Here is a 20,489-nt window from a genome sequence, read left to right on the forward strand (position 1 = left end):
TTATTAATTTTCTTAATTCACTATCGGAAAAGTACCCATAATAATATCTTTATATTTATCTATTTTTTTTTTTGATTTTTATAAAACTATATTATTTTGGAGTTGGTTAATACGTTACAAAAAACTGACCGTGTAATCATTATGGTCCCTCCATTTTCACAAGTGTTTGTTACATTTTACTCCTCATCAGGAGCACTTCTTTCATCACAAGTCTTATCTAATACCTCTCCACACCCTGTATCAATGTATGCACTTAATGAAATTGAAAGCGAATTATTTGAAGTCGAGTTAAAACCACTACTACTTCATTAAAACTACGAATAGCGGAAAGACCTTTACAACTCCCATATGGAACTACAGCAGTAGCATTTTTAGCAAAAATAGCACAAGCAGAAGAAGCTGCAGAAACGATATATAGCTTTAACTACACACTTACTATGTAGACTTCTCCTAGGAACTTCATTTTAGTTTCCGAAGAAACTAAAATGAAGTATAATTATATATGTACAATAGATATCATTAATCTATTTACAATTTTTCACATTAGCTCTTAAACAATTAAATAAATGGAGGGCATGATATGGACAATTATTATGATGTAGCGGTAGTTGGTGGTGGTCCAGTTGGACTTATGGCAGCATGTGAATTAGCTATCCAAGGCGTAAAAGTTGTTGTTTTAGAGAGAAGATTAGACCGGGTACGAAATTCTAGAGCACTCACACTACACCCTCGTTCCTTAGAATTGATGGCTATGAGAGGTATTGCAGATAGATTTTTAGCTAGAGGACAGAAATTAAATACAAGTCATTTTGCTGCCTTAGATACAAGATTAAACTTTAAAAATTTAAATACTGATTTTCCGTATACACTTTTTATTCCCCAATCTATTACAGAAGAAATATTAGAAGAACATGCATTAGAATTAGGCGTAGTCATTAAACGCGGGCATACTCTGAAAGACTTAAAACAATATGAAACATTCGTACAACTAGAAATAGAACAAAGAGAAACAATATATAAAATAGAAGTTCCATATGTAATAGGAGCTGATGGAGCAAGAAGTATAGTTCGTGAATTATCAAATATACCGTTTAATGGAACAAACACAACAACTACCGCTATATTAGGTGATGTTATTTTAGAAGGTATACCAGATAATCCATTTTTATCTACTTCTAATATAAATGGGATATTAATGATGGTACCTATTACACCTGATGTATTTCGTTTTGCAATTATTGACCCTAAGAATCAGACAATACCTGTTCATGTTGCTGTTACAGAAAAAGAGTTTATAGATAGTATTTATAGTATTACAGGTAAACATCTTCAAATTAAGAGCACAATATGGCTTTCTCGTTTTGGCAATGCAACCAAACTAGCAAATACTTATCAACATAAGCGTGTATTCTTAGCTGGGGATGCAGCACATATTCATTTCCCTGCTGGAGGACAAGGTTTGAATGTAGGTCTACAAGATGCTTTTAATATAGGATGGAAATTAGGACTCGCAATAAAACAAAAAAAATATGAAAGCCTATTAGAAAGTTATCATATTGAAAGACATGCTGTGGGAAAACAATTTTTCAAGGAAGTACAAGCGCAAGAACAATTAATGATAAACTTTTCAAACGCAGGAATGGAATTGAGGGATTTATTTTCGTACCTACTTACATACCCCGAGATAAATCAAGATTTATCTGAAAGAGTAAGTGGCTTAGGGATAATGTATTCGTCGATGCACGATATAGAAAGGCATCCATTGATAGGAAAAAGATGTACAAACCTCACTATTTCTTCTCTAAATAAGAAAAGTTATAAACTCTTTGAATTAATGCAGGATGGTAAATTTATTTTATTAATACACCCTACTTATATAGATAAGATAAATAAAATAAATATTGATTCACACATAAAGGTGATAATAGGAGAAATACAAGATTCCAAGTTAAAAAATATAGATACCGTTTTGATTCGACCGGATGGTCACATAGCCACCATTGAGTATACCAAGATAGATAACTGCGAATAGTCCGGAAAAATAATCATCCATTGTATTAGTGATACAAAATAAGTTCACTTTTATAAAACGAAAAGAATCCTATTTATTTAGGACTCTTTTCGTTTTGCCCATCTCACTATTTATAAAAACATATCTACAAGGGAAGAAACACTATATTTACAGTTAACTATAAAATCCCGTTCCAAAGGACTACCCAAAACTCCTCACCTATATACTCCCATGATCAAAAATATTTGTCTCTATTTCATATAAAGTATGAAAAGCATCCATAAAGATAAAGCACCAAGGATAGCAAGCACTATACGAGTAGATAGTACTCTTACTTCAAAATCGGTTTTCTTGGATGGTTCAGGATATGCAATTACATAAATCCCCTTTAATAGTGCGAGCCATGCAATAAGTGTAATGAGTCCCTGCCAATTAAGTGTCCAAACATTATGTAAGATAACAGTACCTAACCCGAGGAAAATTGATAGAAAGCCATACATAATTCCAAATCCTCTGTCTTCTACCACTAATTTTTTCAGTTCACGTAGTATAGATGGTCGTACAAAAAGTATTCCTGAGATGATAACCGTTATCCACCCCCAAAAAAATCCTAAAAAAAGGCTTACCTCCATTGTTACTCCACTCCTTTCAATTACATTTATATTTCAGTTATTTTCCCTTTAGTATTAGATCTATAGATAAAAAACTAAAAATGTAACTTTGGAGTAAAGTCGTACTCTTTATAAAATATTTCATGTGTACATAAATAATCCTTCACCTTACTAATTTTTAATAAAATAAGCTAATTAAGAAGTATAACAAATTAATAACCACCCTACATACAACTTATGTTAGTAAGAAAATCACATGCACTTATACATATTACTTTTGTATAAAATCTTAAAAATTGTAGTCAAAGAATTACTTTTTCATCCTCTTCTTAATGTCTAGACAATCAGTATTTAAACTAAACATGCTAATATTGATTTTGTGCGATTGTCCGTTACCTCATAATAAATTTCTAATCCTTTCCGAGTACCTGTAACCATTTTAGCAGCTTTTAGTTTAGATAAATGTTGACTAATTGTACTTTGAGGCATTTGTAAATCCCCATACATTGTTGTTACATTAGTAGGGCCTTTTGCAAGCATTATTTTTACTAAAGATAGACGAACGGGATGCGCCAATACCTTTAACACCTCAGCAATTTCTTGAAACATTTCTTTTTTTTCTCTCATCTTATTTCTCCCCTTTTATATACATATTTATGTTATCCATATATATAATTCGAAGGTATATGCGTTTTTATGTCCGTCATTTTAAAAAAATATAAAAAAACTTTAATCCGAAACTAAAGGAGAATCTTAACATAATGTCTCACCACTACTCTATATTCAACTTACTAAAATCAATAAAAAAAGAGCAGATAGTCTGCTCTCTTATGATGCCTCCTTATGTTCCGTGGAATGTTTAACACTCCCCATTCTCTTTAGTTTATTCCATCCTACCGCTACTCCTCGAAGCGATGAACATATAGATTTAATGACAACATAAGTCATAAATTGACGATAAATAAAGCGTTGTAAAATTAACCACACTAACGGTTTAGGGTTCTCTTCCTCTAATTTAAATGCAAACAGAGATGCGAGCAGATCTAATAAAAAGAATACAAAATAAAATCCTAAAACTTTTAGCGGATCGCTACCAAATAGCCCCATGATCATTAATATATCCGCTAAAGGAGCAATGAATTGCAGAACATATTGGAATAACCACATGTTAGGCAATGCAATAAACCCTAATGTTTTATGTTTTGAATTACACAAAGCTTTTCGATGTTTCCAAAGACATTGGAGCGTACCATATGACCAACGATACCGCTGTTTAATAAGACTTTTCACATCTTCAGGTGATTCCGTAAAAGCATACGCTTTTTCTTCATATACAATTCTATGCCCTTGACGTAAAAATGTAATAGTAAGATCCGTATCTTCTGCTAATGTATCTTCGCTTAAATATCCAGATTCAACTACATTCTTCTTGCGCCACGCCCCAATAGCTCCTGGAACAACTGTAATACAATTTAACTCATCAAAAGCTCTACGTTCTAAATTAAACCCTGTAATATACTCAACATGTTGCCAAGTAGTTAACAAATTTCGTCTATTCCCCACTTTAACATTACCTGAAACTGCTGCTACATTCTGATCTTCAAAGTGTCTAATCATTAGAGAAATGGCGTCTTGCGCAATAATAGTGTCCGCATCTAAAGTAACAATGATTTCTCCTCGCGATTGTTGAAACGCTAGGTTCATTGCCGATGATTTCCCGCCGTTTTCTTTCTGAATGAAACGAACTTTAGAGTGTTTATAAAATGTTTCTTTCATTACTTTTGACGTATCATCTGTCGATCCGTCATCCACAACAATAACTTCAAATTCTCTATAATTACTATCCAAAATTGAGCGAATCGTCTTAGCTATCACCTTTTCTTCATTATATGCCGCTATGACAACACTAACAAAAGGTTGATATGACGAATTAATATAGCGAGATAGCGTTTTTCTTTTCTGCTTCCATGCAAAATAAATTAAGAATAAGAATCGAAAAATCCCTAATCCAATAGCAACATAAAAAATAGTTGTTAATATATGTTTAAAGTATCCTGCCCCTGAAAAGACAGCTTTATTGTAAAGTAAATATTGCTTCCCCTCAGAAGAAACTGGGGGCATAATTTCATCTCGTTCTTTATTCATTAAATCTGAAATTGTTACAAAACTATATCCATGCTTTCTTAGGTCTTTAATAATGATTGGGAGCGCCTCTACTGTATGGGTACGATTCCCTCCCGCATCATGAAGAAGAATAATATTTCCCTCTCCCTTATAAACGGGATTAAGAGCACGCTTTACTAATTCATTTGTTGATGGTGTTGCCCAGTCTTCGGGATCCACTTTTTCTGCTACCATTGTATAGTTCATATTTTGTGCCCGTAAAATAGGCACTATTTCATTTGAGGAATCCGGGTTAGCATCCGCTTCGTATGGTGGCCTAAACAAAACTGTAGAATGCCCAGTTATTTCCTGGATCAGACGTTGCGTCGTATTAAGTTCTACTTTTGTTCGTAGTAAAGACGTATCAGCTACGTTAGGATGCTTGAAAGTATGATTGCCAATTTCATGCCCTTCATCGTATATTCTTTTTACAATACTAGGATTTAGTTGTGCGTTTTCACCAAGGACAAAAAAAGCAGCTTTTATTTTATTCTCTTTTAATATATTTAAAATTTCTGGCGTATATTTCGGGTCTGGTCCATCATCAAATGTTAATACTACTTGTTTCCCTTTCGGTTTTCCATATCGTTGCACTTCGTATGCAGATGGTAAGGATTGATATACTTCATCTGTAAGATAACCATCTTTGCCTACTTTAAAATCTCTCAATCCATTTTTTCTTTCATTCTCAATCTGTAAAATTTCACCTTGTCCAGAATAATTTACTTCATCTAAACTATTGATTTTATGTAATACATTAGGATTTTTTTGTGCCTCAATAGGATTTTTTAAAACTTTCCATATTGTAGGATCTTCTGCTCCCAATCTCCATAACGCAACCCCCTTTGCATTGTTGTCCATTGCGATTTTCACTTGATTATAGAGAGTAACACCGTCTAAGAACCATGCAGTATGTTCTTTCTCTCCTGTTTTATATCTAAAATAAGGATTTCCACTCATGTTATCCCATTGAATTTTCATATTTGAATCATGAGCCATTGCCATAACTTCTGAGAAAGTTAAAGACTTCGCAGCTTCTTTACTATTCACTTCCCAATCATATCCATAGTTACCGAAAGCAACTATAAGCTTATTAGACGGAATATTCAGTTCTTTTAATGTATGTTGGAACCATTTATTTGAAGCAATTGGTCCTGGTTCCCCGGCTCCATAGTGCTCATCGTACATCATTACAATCATTCGATCTATTATTTTTGCTAACGCACTATAATCAAAAGCCTTATCATTAGCTGGAACATCTTGTGTAACGAGCAAATCATGTTCATGAAATTCCGTAGTAAGTTCTTTCATAAAATTTGTTAAGTTTTCTCTATCACTTTCAGGTACGGCCTCAAAGTCAATATTAATACCTGAAAACTGATTCTTTTTAACTTGGCTTACTAAATCATTAATAAATTTCGTCTTCACATCATTCGGCGAATTCAGTAACTTATGGATAAGCTCACTATCAGGGCCAGAAGCTTTTTCTGTATAGTTAGTAAGTAACGGCATAATTTTCACATGATTTTTTTTTGCTAGTTTTACAATCTCAGGTTTTATCTCACTTCTAATCGTTAAATCTTCTTTTAAATGATACCATTCTGGTACTAACGTGGTTAATGAATCGATATTTTCTTTTAAAGAAGCGGTACTATTTTCATCCCAGTTTACATAAAAACCATACACTTCTTTAGGTTGTTTACTATCGTTTGTCGAATTCACCAAATTTTTATTATCCTTCATTTCGGTATTTGGCTTGAATTCTTCGTTCTTTAACTGCTCCTCACTAAGTTTTTGATTAATTGGTACAAGTTTCGTATCTTGTTTTACAGTAGGATTCATGTTTGGAATTTCTGGTGTTGAAAAAATACTTTGAAAGAAAAAATAAAATACAACACCTACACTAACTATTGAGATACATAGAAACCAAATAAAGGCTATGTTTCTCCTTCCTTTCGGATCATAAAAAACAGGTTTTTCTTTATCTTTCTCTTGTTGAATGTTTTTCTCCATTATATTTTTCACATACTCCTTCTTAATAGAACTATAGAATAATAAAGTGCAACTTTAATCAGCCCTCACCAATTGGGCATTTACAAGCAGCCCAACCCCCACCTAACTTCTTTGCCCAAGCCAAATTTTGAGATGGGAGTTTTACTGCCCACAATAGCGAGAGAAATCCTTTTAGCTTTGAAATGAATCTCTCACTTCCATATTCTATTGATTCTTCTTTTCATTCCCTTGCTGGTGGCCTCTATTTTCTTGTTGAGACCCCCTACCATTGTTCCCTTGCTCGTTTCCATCATTTTCTTTCTGGGGTCCTCTTCCATTGTTTCCTTGCTGATTCCCATTATTTCCTTGTTGAGATCCTCTTCCGTTGTTCCCTTGCTGATTTCCATTATCCCCTTGTTGAGATCCTCTTCCGTTGTTCCCTTGCTGATTCCCATTATTTCCTTGTTGGGATCCTCTTCCGTTGTTCCCTTGCTGATTCCCATTATTTCCTTGTTGAGATCCTCTTCCGTTGTTCCCTTGCTGATTCCCATTATTTCCTTGTTGAGATCCTCTTCCATTGTTCCCTTGTCGGTCCCCATTATTTCCCTGTTGAGATTCTCTACTGTTATTCTCCTGTTGATTCCCTCTATTTTCTTGCTGGGATCCTCTTCCATTGTTTTCTTTTATTTGCTTCGATGGCTGTTCTTCTGTTTTCTTTTGTTCTTTATGCTCTGGCTTCTCATATTTTTTTTCTTGTACGGGAGACAAATCCGGTGATGCATCAGGAGATGACTCCGGCTGCAATTGTATCTCTTCTTCGTTTTCCACCGGATTAGACGGCGTGGCAGGAGGCGTAAGCGATTTGTTCTTCTCACTCTCTTGCTTTATATAGACACCTGTGCCAATTCCAGCTTTTCTAGCATTCTCTCGTACTTGCATTGTGCTACTTTGATATTCAACTGTAATATGTTTTAGCTCATATTCTTTCTTTAATTCTTTCATCGCCTTTTCCAACTGTGGTTCTAGTGCCTTGTCCTTTGCAACAGCTGTTAGCATAACTTGCTTATCATTCGTTAAATACTTATCCTCTTGACTTTGCTTTATAATCCTACGTATTACTTCTTGCAATTGTTTATTTTCCCATTGCTTCAATTCTTTTAAAATACGCCTTCCATCATCATTACAAGCCTGCAAATCTATAACACGAAAATCCTTTGTTACGCTCACCTCTAAACTTGGATTTATATCAACTGAGACGTAAGCAAATACTTTTTCTTCTGGTTGATTGTAGAAAAACAGCACTGCAAATAGAAAACAAGCAACAAGTATTGATGCAGGTTTTAAAAAGGAAGGGATCGAAAAATGCGATGCTTTTTGTTCTTGCTCATCAAATAAGATTTCCTCCCCGATTATGCAAGAATCCCCTTTTCTTTTACACGTAATAAACTCTCCATTTGGTGTTAAAACAACTACGCTATGCTTTTTTATATCCATCACAATTCCTTTATTCATCATGCTTTTCCCCTCTTATGTAATCCAGAATATATGTATAGTTGTTTGCAAAAATAATACACATTGCAATAATGTATTTTCTATGTCGTTCCAACGTTTTACGACTTACCCTAACACGTGGTTCTATATGTTTAAGCGGTAACTTTTTCTTTCGGAACAGCTCTTCCATCATTTCCTCTTCTTTTATAATAATTTTTACAATTTCTATTAAGTGCTCACGTGTATCACGATGCTTAGGAGATTCTTTAGCAAGCTCTGAGAATGTGATTTTAAACTCAGCTAGCACACTTTGAAAATGAAGAATTTCCTCCTTACGGTTACTATTTTCCATCTCTTTCATATACTCCGTAAGCGATACTTGCATTTCTAACATTTCCTCTTGCTCATCTTCTTTTAAAAAGACAAAGTTATGTTTAGACTCCTTACGTATATAGTCAATTACATCTCTTTTTATAAGAAGATCAGCAAACGCTAAAAAGGATTTTCCTTTTGTATATGAATACTGTTCAATTGCTTCGTTAAACGCAAACAATCCAATGCTATATTCATCATCCTGTTCTGTTATATATCGGCGGCAGACAGATGAGATTGATTTTCTAATAAAAGGCTGATACTGTACGATAAACGCTTCTTTGTCTTCTTCGTTGTTTTGTATGTTACATACGATATCTTCTATTTTCGGTTTTCTTAAGATCTTCATTACTAAACTCAACACTTGTAATCTCCCAGCCTCCTTCAAATAGCAAAATGGCCACTACACAAGTGACCATTTAACCAGATTTTCTTGGTACTTTTCTTCGGTCTTGTCTTCTTGCTGTTAGTTATATTTTTCGATTCTAACTTTTCCTAACGTTTTCTTAATGATTTTCCTTTTCTCTCGGCACAAAAGTTAAGTTTTAATTTTTATCTACTTTCTTATTTTCTACCGTTCGTTTTGCTTATTCTTTTTCTATTTTATCTGCAATCCTTGAATAACTCTTCTCTATATCATTGGTAATTTCATCCTTTTATTTCGGATGCCCACTTAATCTAGTAAATTTATTAATGCTTCTATATTCTTTCATAGTCATTTTTCTTCTATTTATTTTCTTCACTATACATATTCGGAGGAATACATAGTTTTATGGGGGTCAAAAAATATTTTTTTAAAAAATACATATTTATTTCAAAAATAAAAACCATCAATTTGAAAAAGGATAATCAAATTGATGGTTTTCTTATAATATCTATTAAATTGGATTCTCATTTTGTACATTTTATCATGATTGAGGAGAGAAAAGATTAATATAAACCGATGCAGCTAAGTCATATTATCGAATCGAATGTAGTGTAATCACATATTTCTCATTCTCTTAAGTAAGGACTAAAAATAACCTATCCATAGAGCTACTAAAACCACTACGAATAAAGCAAAGCAACATGTAATATTTCGAATCCACTTTTGTATATCATCAAAATACTTTTCTATAAATGCAGTGTAAATAGAAAGCATAAGAAGTAGCACAATGAAAGTAAAGGATCCCAATTTATCGTTAAATCTTTCATTAGTAAATGTACTTACATGAAGGAATAGAAAAACAAACGTTACTATGAATAGCTCAAATAGCCTTTTTTATTCTCCCCACCACCACCTTACAGTAATTCCCTTTTATTCCATTTTATCAGAACATACTGTGTAGCAGTATATGAATATTATATTCATTTCAAAAAGGCCAACAATACAAGATCATTAGCCTCTACTTTCCATATTCGCACCTTTTATCACTTTACTTCCTAACAACCGGAATCCACATTTCACCAAATACTAGGCCATTTCTCTGTCCCATCTCAACCGTTGTATTCGGTCCACCAACATAGGCAAAATCCTTTGCTTCTGGTAAAGCTTGACCGAAGGCGATGCCAGTAAGCTTATTACTTAGCTCTTTAGCCGTTTTGTCTTCCCCTTTCACTACTAAGTATTCTCCCCTCGGAAACTGAATCACTCTAGATTCTTCTTCTATTTGTGCTTCTGTCATGACACCCGCATAATACATCATTTTGTTATTCACCGCTTCGCTCACGGAAAAAATGTATTCATTTGTAGCTAAAGCTTTTAAAGTGTCCAGCCTTCCATCTTCTTTAACAGCCGACCAAAAGTCTTCCTTTTCTTTATTTATCCCAGCAAAGTCTGTATAGTCACTCTTAATTTCAGTTCCAATACCTAACACAATAAAGCTATCTTTTTCTTCAATCGTATAATTTTTCATATTCAAAACCTTCCTTCTTTTAAAATGATTCAAATGATTTATCTTTTCATCTGATACGTTTATAATACCTTTAAACCATGTCAAAAAATGATACTGTTTAGGAGACCAAAATGAAAAAAGTTGAACGGATTAATACAATTATGCGGTATATCAACAACCGCTCCCACTTTACAATATCTGAAATTATACAAGAATTTAACATATCACGGTCGACAGCTATTAGAGACATTAGAGAAATTGAAGCTATGGGAATGCCACTTGTCGCTGAAGTTGGGAGGACCGGGGGATATTTTGTTATGCACAACTCTATCCTGCCCGTTGTTCGCTTTACTGATAATGAAGTGAAAGCTCTTTTTATTGCCTTTATGGCTACGAGGAATCAACAACTTCCCTACCTAAAGAGTCGTCAATCTTTAGCCGAAAAACTACTAGGACTCATCTCAGAAACCCAGCAAGATGATCTCGTTCTTTTAAATCAACTCTTGCTTTTCCAAGGGACTAATCCTTATAATCCCGATCTACTTGAGCTTTCTGATCTCCCCCATCCTATGTTAGAAAAACTCATTCAAATCCTTCTTTTAGATAACCATTTATTGATTACTATCAAAGAAGATGAAGAAATCAAGTCTTATCCAATTTATCTATTGCACCTTTATCAAGAAAAAAGCCATTGGATCATTGAAGGGTTTGACTTAAAAGAAGAAAAGAAGATGATGTTTCCTGTCGATGATCTCATTAATATCGAACCATACACGACGAACAAAAGGCTAAATAAGAAAAAGATTTTAGAAAAACTAAGTAAGAAGGACGAAGCAATTAACCTTGTATTTGAACTTGGTCCGACAGCAATTGCCCAGTTCAAAAAATACCATCCTTTAAAAATTTCAATATCTTATACTAATCCTTACCAATCCACAGCCATTTTAAAAACTTTTATCAATGTTAACAATCCCGATGAAGTGATGGAAATAATAAATTGGCTGCTTTTTCTAGGGAAGGATATTAAAATCAAAGAAATACCCGATGAAGTATTAGCAGATTTACAAAAACGAGTGTGCTTATACATTCCATAAGCAGTGAGCCTCAAATATTAAGCTTTATCACTGGATAATTATCCTATTTTTAAATACCATTTCATTTACTACAATGAGAGCATGATAAATAATAAAAGCACGGAAAATCTCCCGTGCTTTTCTAAATATATATTATTCCTGAAGGTTTCGTTTATCTCGTTTCTTACCCTAACTGACGTTTAAATGCTTTACTGGCGAAAAAGTAAGAGATGACCATTATACCTACGCACCAAGCGAGTGCAATCCAAATATCGTTACCCACAGTTCCTTCATATAAAAGAGCACGAATCGCATTCACGATTGAAGTTACAGGCTGATTCTCTGCAAACGCACGAACAATTTTTGGCATCGTTTCGGTAGGCACAAAGGCCGAACTAATAAATGGAAGAAAAACTAGCGGGTACGAGTAAGCAGTCGCCCCTTCCATAGACTTCGCTTTCAATCCTGGAATGATAGCTAGCCATGTTAGCGCCAGCGTAAACATCCCAAGTATTCCAGCTACCGCGAGCCACTCTAGAATATTAGCACTGGAACGGAAACCCATTAATAATGCAACAAGAATAACCACCACGATAGTAAGTACATTAGCAACAAAAGAGGTTAAAACGTGAGCCCACAATATCGATGAGCGCTTAATAGGCATCGTAATGAAACGTGCCATCAGCCCACTCTTTACATCCGTAAATAGTCGCACGGAAGTGTAAGCTACACCGGATGCGATAGCCATTAGCAAAATTCCCGGCAATAAATAATTAACGTAGTTATCCGTTCCTGTCTTTATAGCCCCGCCAAATACGTAAACAAATAATAGCATCATCATAATCGGTGTAATTGCTACCGTAATAATTGTATCCGGACTACGCATAATATTGCGCATTAAGCGCCCTAGTAATACCCCTGTTTTGCTTTTCATTTACATCTCCTCCTTTTTACCGATAATCGCAAGGAAAATTTCTTCCAACGTCGGCTGCTTCTCGATATACTCTACTTTTGCTGGCGGGAACATCTCTTTCAGTTCAGTAAGAGTACCTGTCGTAATAATTTTTCCGCCATGCAAAATAGCGATACGGTCCGCCAGTTGTTCCGCTTCCTCCAAGTACTGAGTAGTGAGCAAGATCGTTGTGCCGCTGCCGGCAAGTTCCTTGACGGTATCCCACACTTCGATCCGCGCTTCCGGATCAAGTCCAGTCGTTGGTTCGTCAAGAAAAATAACTGCTGGCGCCCCAATCAAACTCATCGCGATATCAAGTCGGCGCTTCATCCCGCCTGAATACTGGTCTGCCCTCTGGTTGGCCGCATCAGTCAGGCTAAATCTTGCAAGTAGATTATCAGCAACTTGTGCGGGATTGGAAACACCACGTAACTTAGCGATCATTATCAAGTTTTCCCTTCCAGTAAGCATGCCGTCTAAAGCTGCGAACTGTCCTGTCAAACTGATGCTTTGACGAACATGATCTGGTTGTCGCTGGACGTCAAAACCGCAAATACTCACTTCACCATCATCTTGTTTCATTAACGTCGAAAGGATATTGACCGTTGTCGTCTTTCCCGCTCCATTTGAGCCTAGCAGCGCAAAAATTTCGCCACGCTGCACCTCAAAATCCACTCCCTCTAAGACTTCTTTATCTTTAAAAGATTTTTTTAACCCTTTTATAGAAATTGCTGCATTGCTCATACTTTTTCCCCCTTATAAAATTAGATTACATACACCCTCTATTTAGTATCACTGATAATCTGTATTACTTAGTACTGGTTTAAAAATATAACTGAATAGCGATGGCGGCAATTCACATTTGTAACCAGCTAATCAGTCGGTATTACTAATTGCATTTATTTTTTTCTCAATTTCTTCATAATACTTTCATTCAAATCTTCACGATACTTGGAGACATACGTTTTAGCGTTTGCCACTAGTTCGTCAGCAAAGGAAGCCACGTCATCCCCAGTAATGTCAAGCACTTGTCTTCCTTCCGCTGCACCCGCTTCGAACAAATCGATTAATTCATACTGTATGTGTAACATATCCATCCCGTTACCCGCTGAGAAATTCCACATGTAGTTTTGAATTTTCTTAAATACAAATTGGTAGTCCTCTGGCAGAGCCTCAACTCGTGCCATCATCATTTTGTACTCTTTTTTATCACCAATTAACTTTTTGAACATTTCTAACATCTTATTTTCCTCCTTTTTTATAAAGCCGAACAAGAAATTCTCAAAGTATCGGCCAGAACATTTTATCTTATGAACCTATTTTGACTTCAAGACGTTAATTTTTGACGATACAAAATCCCATTTTTCCCAAAACAATTCAAGCTCCTGGCGGCCTTCTTCATTTAATGAATAAAACTTACGAGGAGGCCCCATATCTGATGGTTTCTTTTCAATATTCACAAGCTTTTTCTTCTCTAATCGTACGAGGATAGTATACACCGTACCTTCTACAACTTCGGTAAACCCAAGATCATTCAGGTGGCGGGTAATCTCATAGCCATACGTTTCACGGCGACTAATGATTTCCAGTACACACCCTTCCAGTGAACCTTTCAGCATTTCAGTTAAATTTTCCATGTCCTGATCCTCCTTTACCCCCTATTCTGTCTGGCTTATATTCAGTACTACAGAGTACTAAGGCGAATTTTTACTGAATAGCTTTTGAGTAAAACTACACTATTCAGTATTACTTATTACAACTACATTGTATGACTAAGTAGTTGTGGATGTCAACTTTATTTTCAAAAAAATTAAAAATCCGCTTTACCCTAACCGGATACAGTCTCCTTTTTTTGTTGTAAGGGCCGTCAAACTAGTAAAACAGCGCTGATTCAAAGTGTAATTTAAATCAGCTCTGCTTTATTGTTTTCATACCGATATATCATGTTTTTTCACGATACAAATTGTTTCTCACTACCATTCCCATTGCATATAAAGCATAAAGGCAAGTGCGGTCAGAGAAAATTCCCAGAGATTATCCGTACATGATACGAGCCCCTAAAATACAATTCTGTTAGAAATTTGTTCTCTATATTCTCTTTTATTTTATTTCTGATAGTTGATTCACAACACTATCTAAAAATTTTTCTACCTTTTCTTTTGATGTATCCGGCGCATGATAACCAATTGTAAATGTAAGTCTTCCATTATAAGAGCTTACTCCCATTGAAAAGAATGGTGCATACATAATAGGCGATGCCATATACCCGTCCTCAGCTTGAATTTGACCAAACTGAATAGGTTCCTCAGCGATCACTCCCAAATTTGTCAGTAATGGCAACGCCATCCCCATCTGTACAGCCTCTTCATATTGCTGATTATACATTTCCTTCACTGTAGATAGCTTCATTTCTGCCAGTAGCTCCATTCCTGCTGCTGAAGAAAGACCTGGATTTTGAGACTTTATTTTATCCATTGATTGTTTAACTCGAACAAGAGTCTGCTTAAATGTTTCATCGTCTTCCATTTTAATCACTGGCATTTCCATACCGGATAAGTTGCAAATAGCACCAGTTGTATTATTAGGCAGATATCGACGTAAATCAATTGTCAAGCCAATCATTTTTTCTGCAGTGCGAGGTTCTGCATACACAGTGAAATGTGATAAAGCTCGGAAGTATGCAGTCATGATTACATCATTCAAGGTAGCCTGTTGTGCTTTTGTCCATTGGGTTAAACGTAGAGTTTGCTCACGGCTCAATCGCCGTACGGACATTTGGGGAAATTTATTTTTGTTAGGTTGAGATGGAAAAGACCATAACGATGCCTGTTGTTCTTGGTTAGGACGATACGCACTTTTTATGTCCGATATTCCAGCGTATTTGAATACATGTGATTGATCTCGACAACTCTCATTTCCCTCATCAAATTCCTTTATAATTTGCTTCTTAGACCGTCCCAATGAAAGGTGCGTATATATTGTTCCAAGCAATTTAATATATTCCTTGACTCCTGCACCATCTGAACATAGATGAGATAATTTCACAACTAACATATCTGTTGTAGTGCCCCGTAATAATTTCGTTTGAACCATAGGCCCCTGTATACGATCACCAGGTTCTTTAATAAAATCTATTGCCATTATTTCAAGTTCTTGATTATTTCCTTCTGCAAAAAAGCAAATAGATGAGTTAGTGTCAGATGAATGTTCCTCCCAGTAAGGAATATCATTTTCTACAAACCGGCTGTTCAAAACTGGTTGCAATTGCAACGTTATCCTTACTGATTCTTCAAGTATTTCCTTGGATATACCTACAGGAAAATAAAGAACTGCATTAATTTGTTGATCTGCAGAATAAAGACCTAATACATAATTCATTCGATCTTGTGGTGTTACTGAATACTTTCTTTTCTCCATAATTCCGTCCCCCTTTAGGACTTTTTGTATAACCCTATTTTCCATATGCTTGTAATTTTTCTAGTCATTTTTCTTCAAGAGCTAATAACGCTTATTTTTCGAATTTTTAACGAAATCATCTTCTCCGTATTGGTTTCATTCTTTTTGCAGGTGATATATCCATTATTTTATTGTTATTAACACTGCCTAACCTCCCAATGAAACCAAACAAAAATAAATTAAGTTTACATATACATAAACATTTTATTATAACGTCTATAAATTATCAATACAGCAAATAAATCATTTTTATGTCTGTCAATAAAAAACAATATATTCAAGGGCTACTTCATAATAAAAGATTGATGTGCATGTATATGTACCCATATCACTATCAAAATAAGAATGAGAATTTTTTCAACAAAAATAAGCTGCAGATATTGATTTTACAGTAAAAAAAGCCCCTCCATTTTGAAAATGAGTAGGGCTATTTCCAATTTGAATTTTATAAAAGAATGACTATCATAAATAATATTTTACTTTTTAGTCTACCTTATTATTTTTAATCCATTTTCCTAATAAATGAATGGATTTTATTCATATAATTTGAGGTGGTATCGTTGGTTTTTAAAAATAGAAAGCTTATTTTCAAATCAAATGAAAAAGAGGTGAAATTATAGATATTCATGTAAAAATTTCGTTTTGGGGATACTTAAAATCTTAAGGTGATGGGCATGTGGTGTTACACTTTAAAAGCTTTATAAAATTATAAAATTTATAGATATAGCAAATTTTCTTTATTAATAATCATTTGTATGTATGTACGTTTACTCACACACATACAAATGATTTATAAAGCCACAATTAAGTGAAAACATCTTTTCCGTTACGATAACATCATAGCCATATCTTCTGCTGCATTTGTAATTAGTTTTAAACCAAATGTTTCTTGTAATACATCAAGCACGCCAGCTGAAATAAATTCAGGAGCCTTTGGACCGATGCGAATATCTTGAATCCCAAGACTAAATAGCCCTAGTAAAATGGCAACCGCTTTTTGTTCAAACCATGATAGGACAATACTTACTGGCAATTCATTCACTTCACATTGAAAAGCATCAGCTAAAGCAGCCGCTATTTTCACTGTAGAAATTGAATTATTGCACTGTCCTAAATCAATGTAACGCGGAATTTCCGTACCAGGTACAACACCGTAATCCACATCATTAAAGCGGAATTTCCCGCAAGAAGTTGTTAAAATAACCGTTTCTGGCGGAAGTGACGTTGCTAATTCACGATAATATTCTCCGCCTTTTCCCGGTGCATCACAACCGGCGATAACAAAGAAACGCTTTATTTTCCCTTTTTTTACTGCGTCAATAATTTCTGGAGCTAATGATAATACTGTATTATGATGAAACCCTGTCACTAACTGTTCATCCGACTCCATATGTACTTCTGGAAGTTCTAGCGTTTTTTGAATTAACGTTGTAAAATCATCATTTTCAATTTTTTGTACACCTTCTAAACCTGCAATGTCATATGAAAAGAATCGATCAGAGTACGAGCCTTTAATTGGCATAACACAGTTCGTTGTAGCTAATATGGCACCAGTAAATTTTTCAAAAAGGCGTCTTTGATCATACCATGCCTTACCGATGTTTCCTTTTAAATGTTTATATTTTTTCAGCTGCGGGTATCCGTGTGCTGGTAGCATTTCAGAATGCGTATAAATATTAATGTCTTTTCCTTCTGTTTGCTTTAATAGTTCTTCTAATGCAAATAAATTATGGCCCGTAACTACAATTGCTTTACCTTCTACACGATTTTGTGTAATTTGTACAGGTTCTGGCACACCAAAATGATTCGTATGTGCCTCATCCAATAACTCCATCACCCGTAAAGCTGATTTCCCAACTTTCATAGCCATATCAATATGCTCTTGTTCGTTAAAATTAGAATTTGTTAATGTCATATATAAAGCTTCTTGTGTTGTAGCATCTACAAATGCATCCGTATACCCTAGCTGAGCAGCATGTGTGCGATAAGCTGCAATTCCTTTTAGCCCAAACACAATCGTATCTTGTAAACTCGCAATCGTTTCATTCTTACCACAAACACCCATCACTTTACATCCGCCTGTTGGCGTTTGTTCACATTGATAACAAAACATATCATCCCACCCTCTCCCAATCATTTATTACACCTTAAGCATAATACCCATTGAAAAAAAGTGATGTGATATCAATCACAATAATATATAAAGATTTGTGACAGTTCATATTGTTGACATAATATTTTTATTGACACTAAAAAATGTACATTAGTGTGCACACATCTTTCGATACTTTTAAATAGCTAAATAATTAATTTGGAGAAATATATACAACGAAAATTTTTTGAACCCTTATACAAATAGTTGCAATTCATCACATATGAAAATAGACATACAAAAACGCCATCCTTTTCTATCATTCAATAGAAAGAATAGCGTATTTTTTATTTTAAGGAACTATCATTTTTTATTAAAGCCTTTATTGTAAAGCTTTTTATTTACAATACATTTACACTATCTTAACATTACTTACATTATTTATATGATATATTTATATAGAAACTACTTAAGAAATTTCATATACATTTTATCTTTATGATCTCTTATCTAATCAATAAAAAGATCATGTTATATTTTTATAACAGGGGTGAATTAGAATGACTGAAACTTTAAAAACACTTATAATGCTTGATGCTACTTACGTTGTTATAGCAATTATGACAGTTCTAGTATTTGTATACTTGGAATTAAAATCTCAGTAATACATGCTGGCGTAATCGACAGATTCAGCATTTAAATATAGTTAGAAGAAAGAGAGGAGAAAATTATTTCTCCTCTCTTTTGTATTTCTACAATTTCTTATTTTAATAAATCCAATGTATGTAAAAGTAATCCTCTGTCTCCTACTTCTCCATGACCAGGTACTACCGAATCTATATTTCCATATCGCTTCAGCACATTCTCAATCGATGTAGACCATTCATTTACGTATGCATCTGCAACATTTCCTAAATCTTTTGCTTCCGCAGATTTCACTAAACAGCCTCCAACTAAAATTTTATATTGTGGCAACCAAACAACAATATTATCTTCTGTACGTCCTTTCCCTGGATGGAACGTTTCTACTTTTGTATTGCCAAACTTCAAACTCGTAATTGTTTGTAAATCTCCAAGCGGCTCTTCATATCCATTTTTCTTTGCTAATTCTGCAGTTAATGCTGTACTATGCGCTTTAATACCTCTTTCTTTCAACGTTTTTATTCCGCCAATTCGATCAGCGTGCGCATGTGTAATAATGAAATCCGTTACGCGCTTCTGAAATTTCTTTTCTACCATTTCTATTAGTTCCTTCGTTAATTTGTCATCCCAATCTGAAACTCCACAATATTCATACTTAATCTCCCCTCATTACAAATACTCCATTTTTCTATTACATTTAAAATCAAAATTGTATTTTGTTAAATTATAACATTCAGACTATAATTTATTTATAGCCCATTAACGGAGGTGTTTGCAATGACTCTCTTCGCTTCACCATCATTATTCATAGTAGCAATCATTTCATTTGCACTAGCTTATTTCATCGGAGTAAAACAATACACTTGCCTCTTATCAGGATTCAACGAACGCCGCGTGCTTGATAAAGTGACACTATCAAAAATAGTAGGTCTTTATAATTTAATTGCTGGTGTCATTGCGACAATCGGTAGTGTCTTCACTACTCCTAATGCCAAAATCTTATTTCCTATCATTATAATTGGACACGTTATAATCGCGGCTTATGTAAATACACGCATGGTGCAGTGAAAAAGATCACCCAAATGGATGATCTTTTTTATAATTTATCAACATATTGCTTCGCTTCTAGTAAGGAAAAACCAAAAGCTTCTCTTACTCTCTTAACTGCTGTAATTTTTTTGCCTTCTTCTACAAGCTGGCGTAGTTCTTTATTAATTTCAGGTTCTCTTTCTACAATTCCCAATTCTTTCGTAATTAATTGTAATCTATCTTCAATTCTCTTTAAACGCGCATCATTTTTCTTTTCAATTGTAGTTAATTTTTCAGCGATATAAATGAATCCAAAGGCTACTATCGGTATAACCATCCAGAATTCCATGAATGTTCCCCCTTACTAACTTTCATTTGTTTTATTTCACTGACTTATCAGCTTTAGTCATTGAAATCATTCATTCCTTACAAGGAAAGGGCAAACTAAAACTTTCTCAAAAATTAGTACTAGACATGATTTCTCCTCAAGGTTGCTCAAAATGGACTGGATTAGGTGTTTTTCTAGATGATTCTAATGAAGAATTACAGATTTATTCACTCGGATGGGGCGTCGGATTTCAATGTATGATGGTTTGTTATCCATACTGCGGGAATGGCGCTGTTATTATGACCAATTCCGATTTAGGTGTTCATCAAATGGAAGGGATCATTGGTGAGGTTGTAAAAACGTTATCCTTATAATGAAAATAAAGAAGCTGTTCCTTCCAGCT

Annotated in this window: 17 protein-coding genes and 2 pseudogenes; 4 read left to right on the plus strand and 15 right to left on the minus strand. The window is 34.5% G+C overall.

What is annotated here, in order from left to right; all coding sequences use genetic code 11:
• Positions 1-580: 580 nt before the first annotated feature.
• Entirely contained in the window at positions 581-2,032 is a 1,452-nt protein-coding gene (locus DOS87_RS19210) for an FAD-dependent oxidoreductase (RefSeq protein WP_000371167.1), read from the plus strand.
• 230 nt (positions 2,033-2,262) lie between these two features.
• Here the strand turns inward: DOS87_RS19210 and DOS87_RS19215 are convergent, their stop codons facing one another.
• The 7 genes from DOS87_RS19215 to DOS87_RS19245 all read right to left on the minus strand — a co-directional run bounded on the left by DOS87_RS19215 (position 2,263) and on the right by DOS87_RS19245 (position 10,535).
• On the minus strand, positions 2,263-2,643 hold the full coding sequence (locus DOS87_RS19215) for a hypothetical protein (RefSeq protein WP_000453955.1): 381 nt from the start codon (positions 2,641-2,643) through the stop codon (positions 2,263-2,265).
• Between the two features lie 330 nt (positions 2,644-2,973).
• Positions 2,974-3,249 (minus strand): ArsR/SmtB family transcription factor, encoded by a 276-nt coding sequence (locus DOS87_RS19220; protein ID WP_001208312.1) that lies wholly within the window; start codon positions 3,247-3,249, stop codon positions 2,974-2,976.
• Positions 3,250-3,450: 201 nt separating this feature from the next.
• Positions 3,451-6,798, minus strand: a complete 3,348-nt coding sequence (locus DOS87_RS19225) for a trifunctional glycoside hydrolase family 18/polysaccharide deacetylase/glycosyltransferase family 2 protein (RefSeq protein WP_098578389.1) — start codon at positions 6,796-6,798, stop codon at positions 3,451-3,453.
• Positions 6,799-7,002: 204 nt separating this feature from the next.
• A complete protein-coding gene (locus tag DOS87_RS19230; protein WP_000981215.1) occupies positions 7,003-8,292 on the minus strand; it encodes an anti-sigma-I factor RsgI family protein in 1,290 nt (429 codons plus the stop codon).
• On the minus strand, positions 8,282-9,004 hold the full coding sequence (sigI, locus tag DOS87_RS19235) for an RNA polymerase sigma factor SigI (RefSeq protein WP_002082432.1): 723 nt from the start codon (positions 9,002-9,004) through the stop codon (positions 8,282-8,284). The genes DOS87_RS19230 and sigI overlap by 11 nt, the downstream gene beginning before the upstream one ends.
• 648 nt (positions 9,005-9,652) lie before the next feature.
• Positions 9,653-9,880, minus strand: coding sequence for a DUF3963 domain-containing protein (locus tag DOS87_RS19240; protein WP_082180115.1), 228 nt, complete (start codon positions 9,878-9,880; stop codon positions 9,653-9,655).
• Between the two features lie 175 nt (positions 9,881-10,055).
• Positions 10,056-10,535 carry a GyrI-like domain-containing protein gene (locus DOS87_RS19245; RefSeq protein ID WP_000801030.1) on the minus strand — a complete coding sequence of 160 codons (480 nt, stop codon included), beginning with the start codon at positions 10,533-10,535 and terminating at the stop codon, positions 10,056-10,058.
• 110 nt (positions 10,536-10,645) lie between these two features.
• Here DOS87_RS19245 and DOS87_RS19250 point away from each other — a divergent pair, with 110 nt between their 5' ends.
• Positions 10,646-11,608, plus strand: coding sequence for a helix-turn-helix transcriptional regulator (locus DOS87_RS19250; protein WP_000755023.1), 963 nt, complete (start codon positions 10,646-10,648; stop codon positions 11,606-11,608).
• Between the two features lie 163 nt (positions 11,609-11,771).
• Here DOS87_RS19250 and DOS87_RS19255 read toward each other — a convergent pair whose 3' ends face one another.
• From DOS87_RS19255 to bla, 7 genes and pseudogenes are all read right to left on the minus strand, one after another.
• Positions 11,772-12,521, minus strand: a complete 750-nt coding sequence (locus DOS87_RS19255) for an ABC transporter permease (RefSeq protein ID WP_000837798.1) — start codon at positions 12,519-12,521, stop codon at positions 11,772-11,774.
• On the minus strand, positions 12,522-13,283 hold the full coding sequence (locus DOS87_RS19260) for an ABC transporter ATP-binding protein (protein WP_000063306.1): 762 nt from the start codon (positions 13,281-13,283) through the stop codon (positions 12,522-12,524).
• 155 nt (positions 13,284-13,438) lie between these two features.
• Positions 13,439-13,780, minus strand: a complete 342-nt coding sequence (locus DOS87_RS19265) for a DUF1048 domain-containing protein (RefSeq protein WP_000891986.1) — start codon at positions 13,778-13,780, stop codon at positions 13,439-13,441.
• Positions 13,781-13,855: 75 nt separating this feature from the next.
• Positions 13,856-14,176, minus strand: coding sequence for a PadR family transcriptional regulator (locus DOS87_RS19270; protein WP_000429487.1), 321 nt, complete (start codon positions 14,174-14,176; stop codon positions 13,856-13,858).
• A 463-nt stretch (positions 14,177-14,639) separates the two neighbouring features.
• Positions 14,640-15,956 (minus strand): condensation domain-containing protein, encoded by a 1,317-nt coding sequence (locus DOS87_RS19275; protein WP_098578391.1) that lies wholly within the window; start codon positions 15,954-15,956, stop codon positions 14,640-14,642.
• Positions 15,957-16,821: 865 nt separating this feature from the next.
• Positions 16,822-18,108 (minus strand): hydroxylamine reductase, encoded by a 1,287-nt coding sequence (gene hcp, locus DOS87_RS19280; protein ID WP_002082429.1) that lies wholly within the window; start codon positions 18,106-18,108, stop codon positions 16,822-16,824.
• 741 nt (positions 18,109-18,849) lie between these two features.
• A pseudogene (gene bla, locus DOS87_RS19285) lies at positions 18,850-19,365 on the minus strand (subclass B1 metallo-beta-lactamase); the annotation flags it as partial.
• Between the two features lie 141 nt (positions 19,366-19,506).
• Between bla and DOS87_RS19290 the strand changes: the two are divergent.
• Positions 19,507-19,797: a DUF3784 domain-containing protein gene (locus DOS87_RS19290; protein WP_000171767.1), complete on the plus strand. Its 291-nt coding sequence runs from the start codon at positions 19,507-19,509 to the stop codon at positions 19,795-19,797.
• Positions 19,798-19,825: 28 nt separating this feature from the next.
• Here the strand turns inward: DOS87_RS19290 and DOS87_RS19295 are convergent, their stop codons facing one another.
• A complete protein-coding gene (locus DOS87_RS19295; RefSeq protein WP_000397727.1) occupies positions 19,826-20,107 on the minus strand; it encodes a hypothetical protein in 282 nt (93 codons plus the stop codon).
• Between the two features lie 38 nt (positions 20,108-20,145).
• Here DOS87_RS19295 and DOS87_RS19300 point away from each other — a divergent pair.
• Positions 20,146-20,460: pseudogene (locus DOS87_RS19300) on the plus strand (penicillin-binding protein); the annotation flags it as partial.
• Between the last annotated feature and the right edge of the window lie 29 nt (positions 20,461-20,489).

This window comes from Bacillus sp. CR71, from assembly GCF_003429245.1.
Taxonomy (GTDB): domain Bacteria; phylum Bacillota; class Bacilli; order Bacillales; family Bacillaceae_G; genus Bacillus_A; species Bacillus_A thuringiensis_S.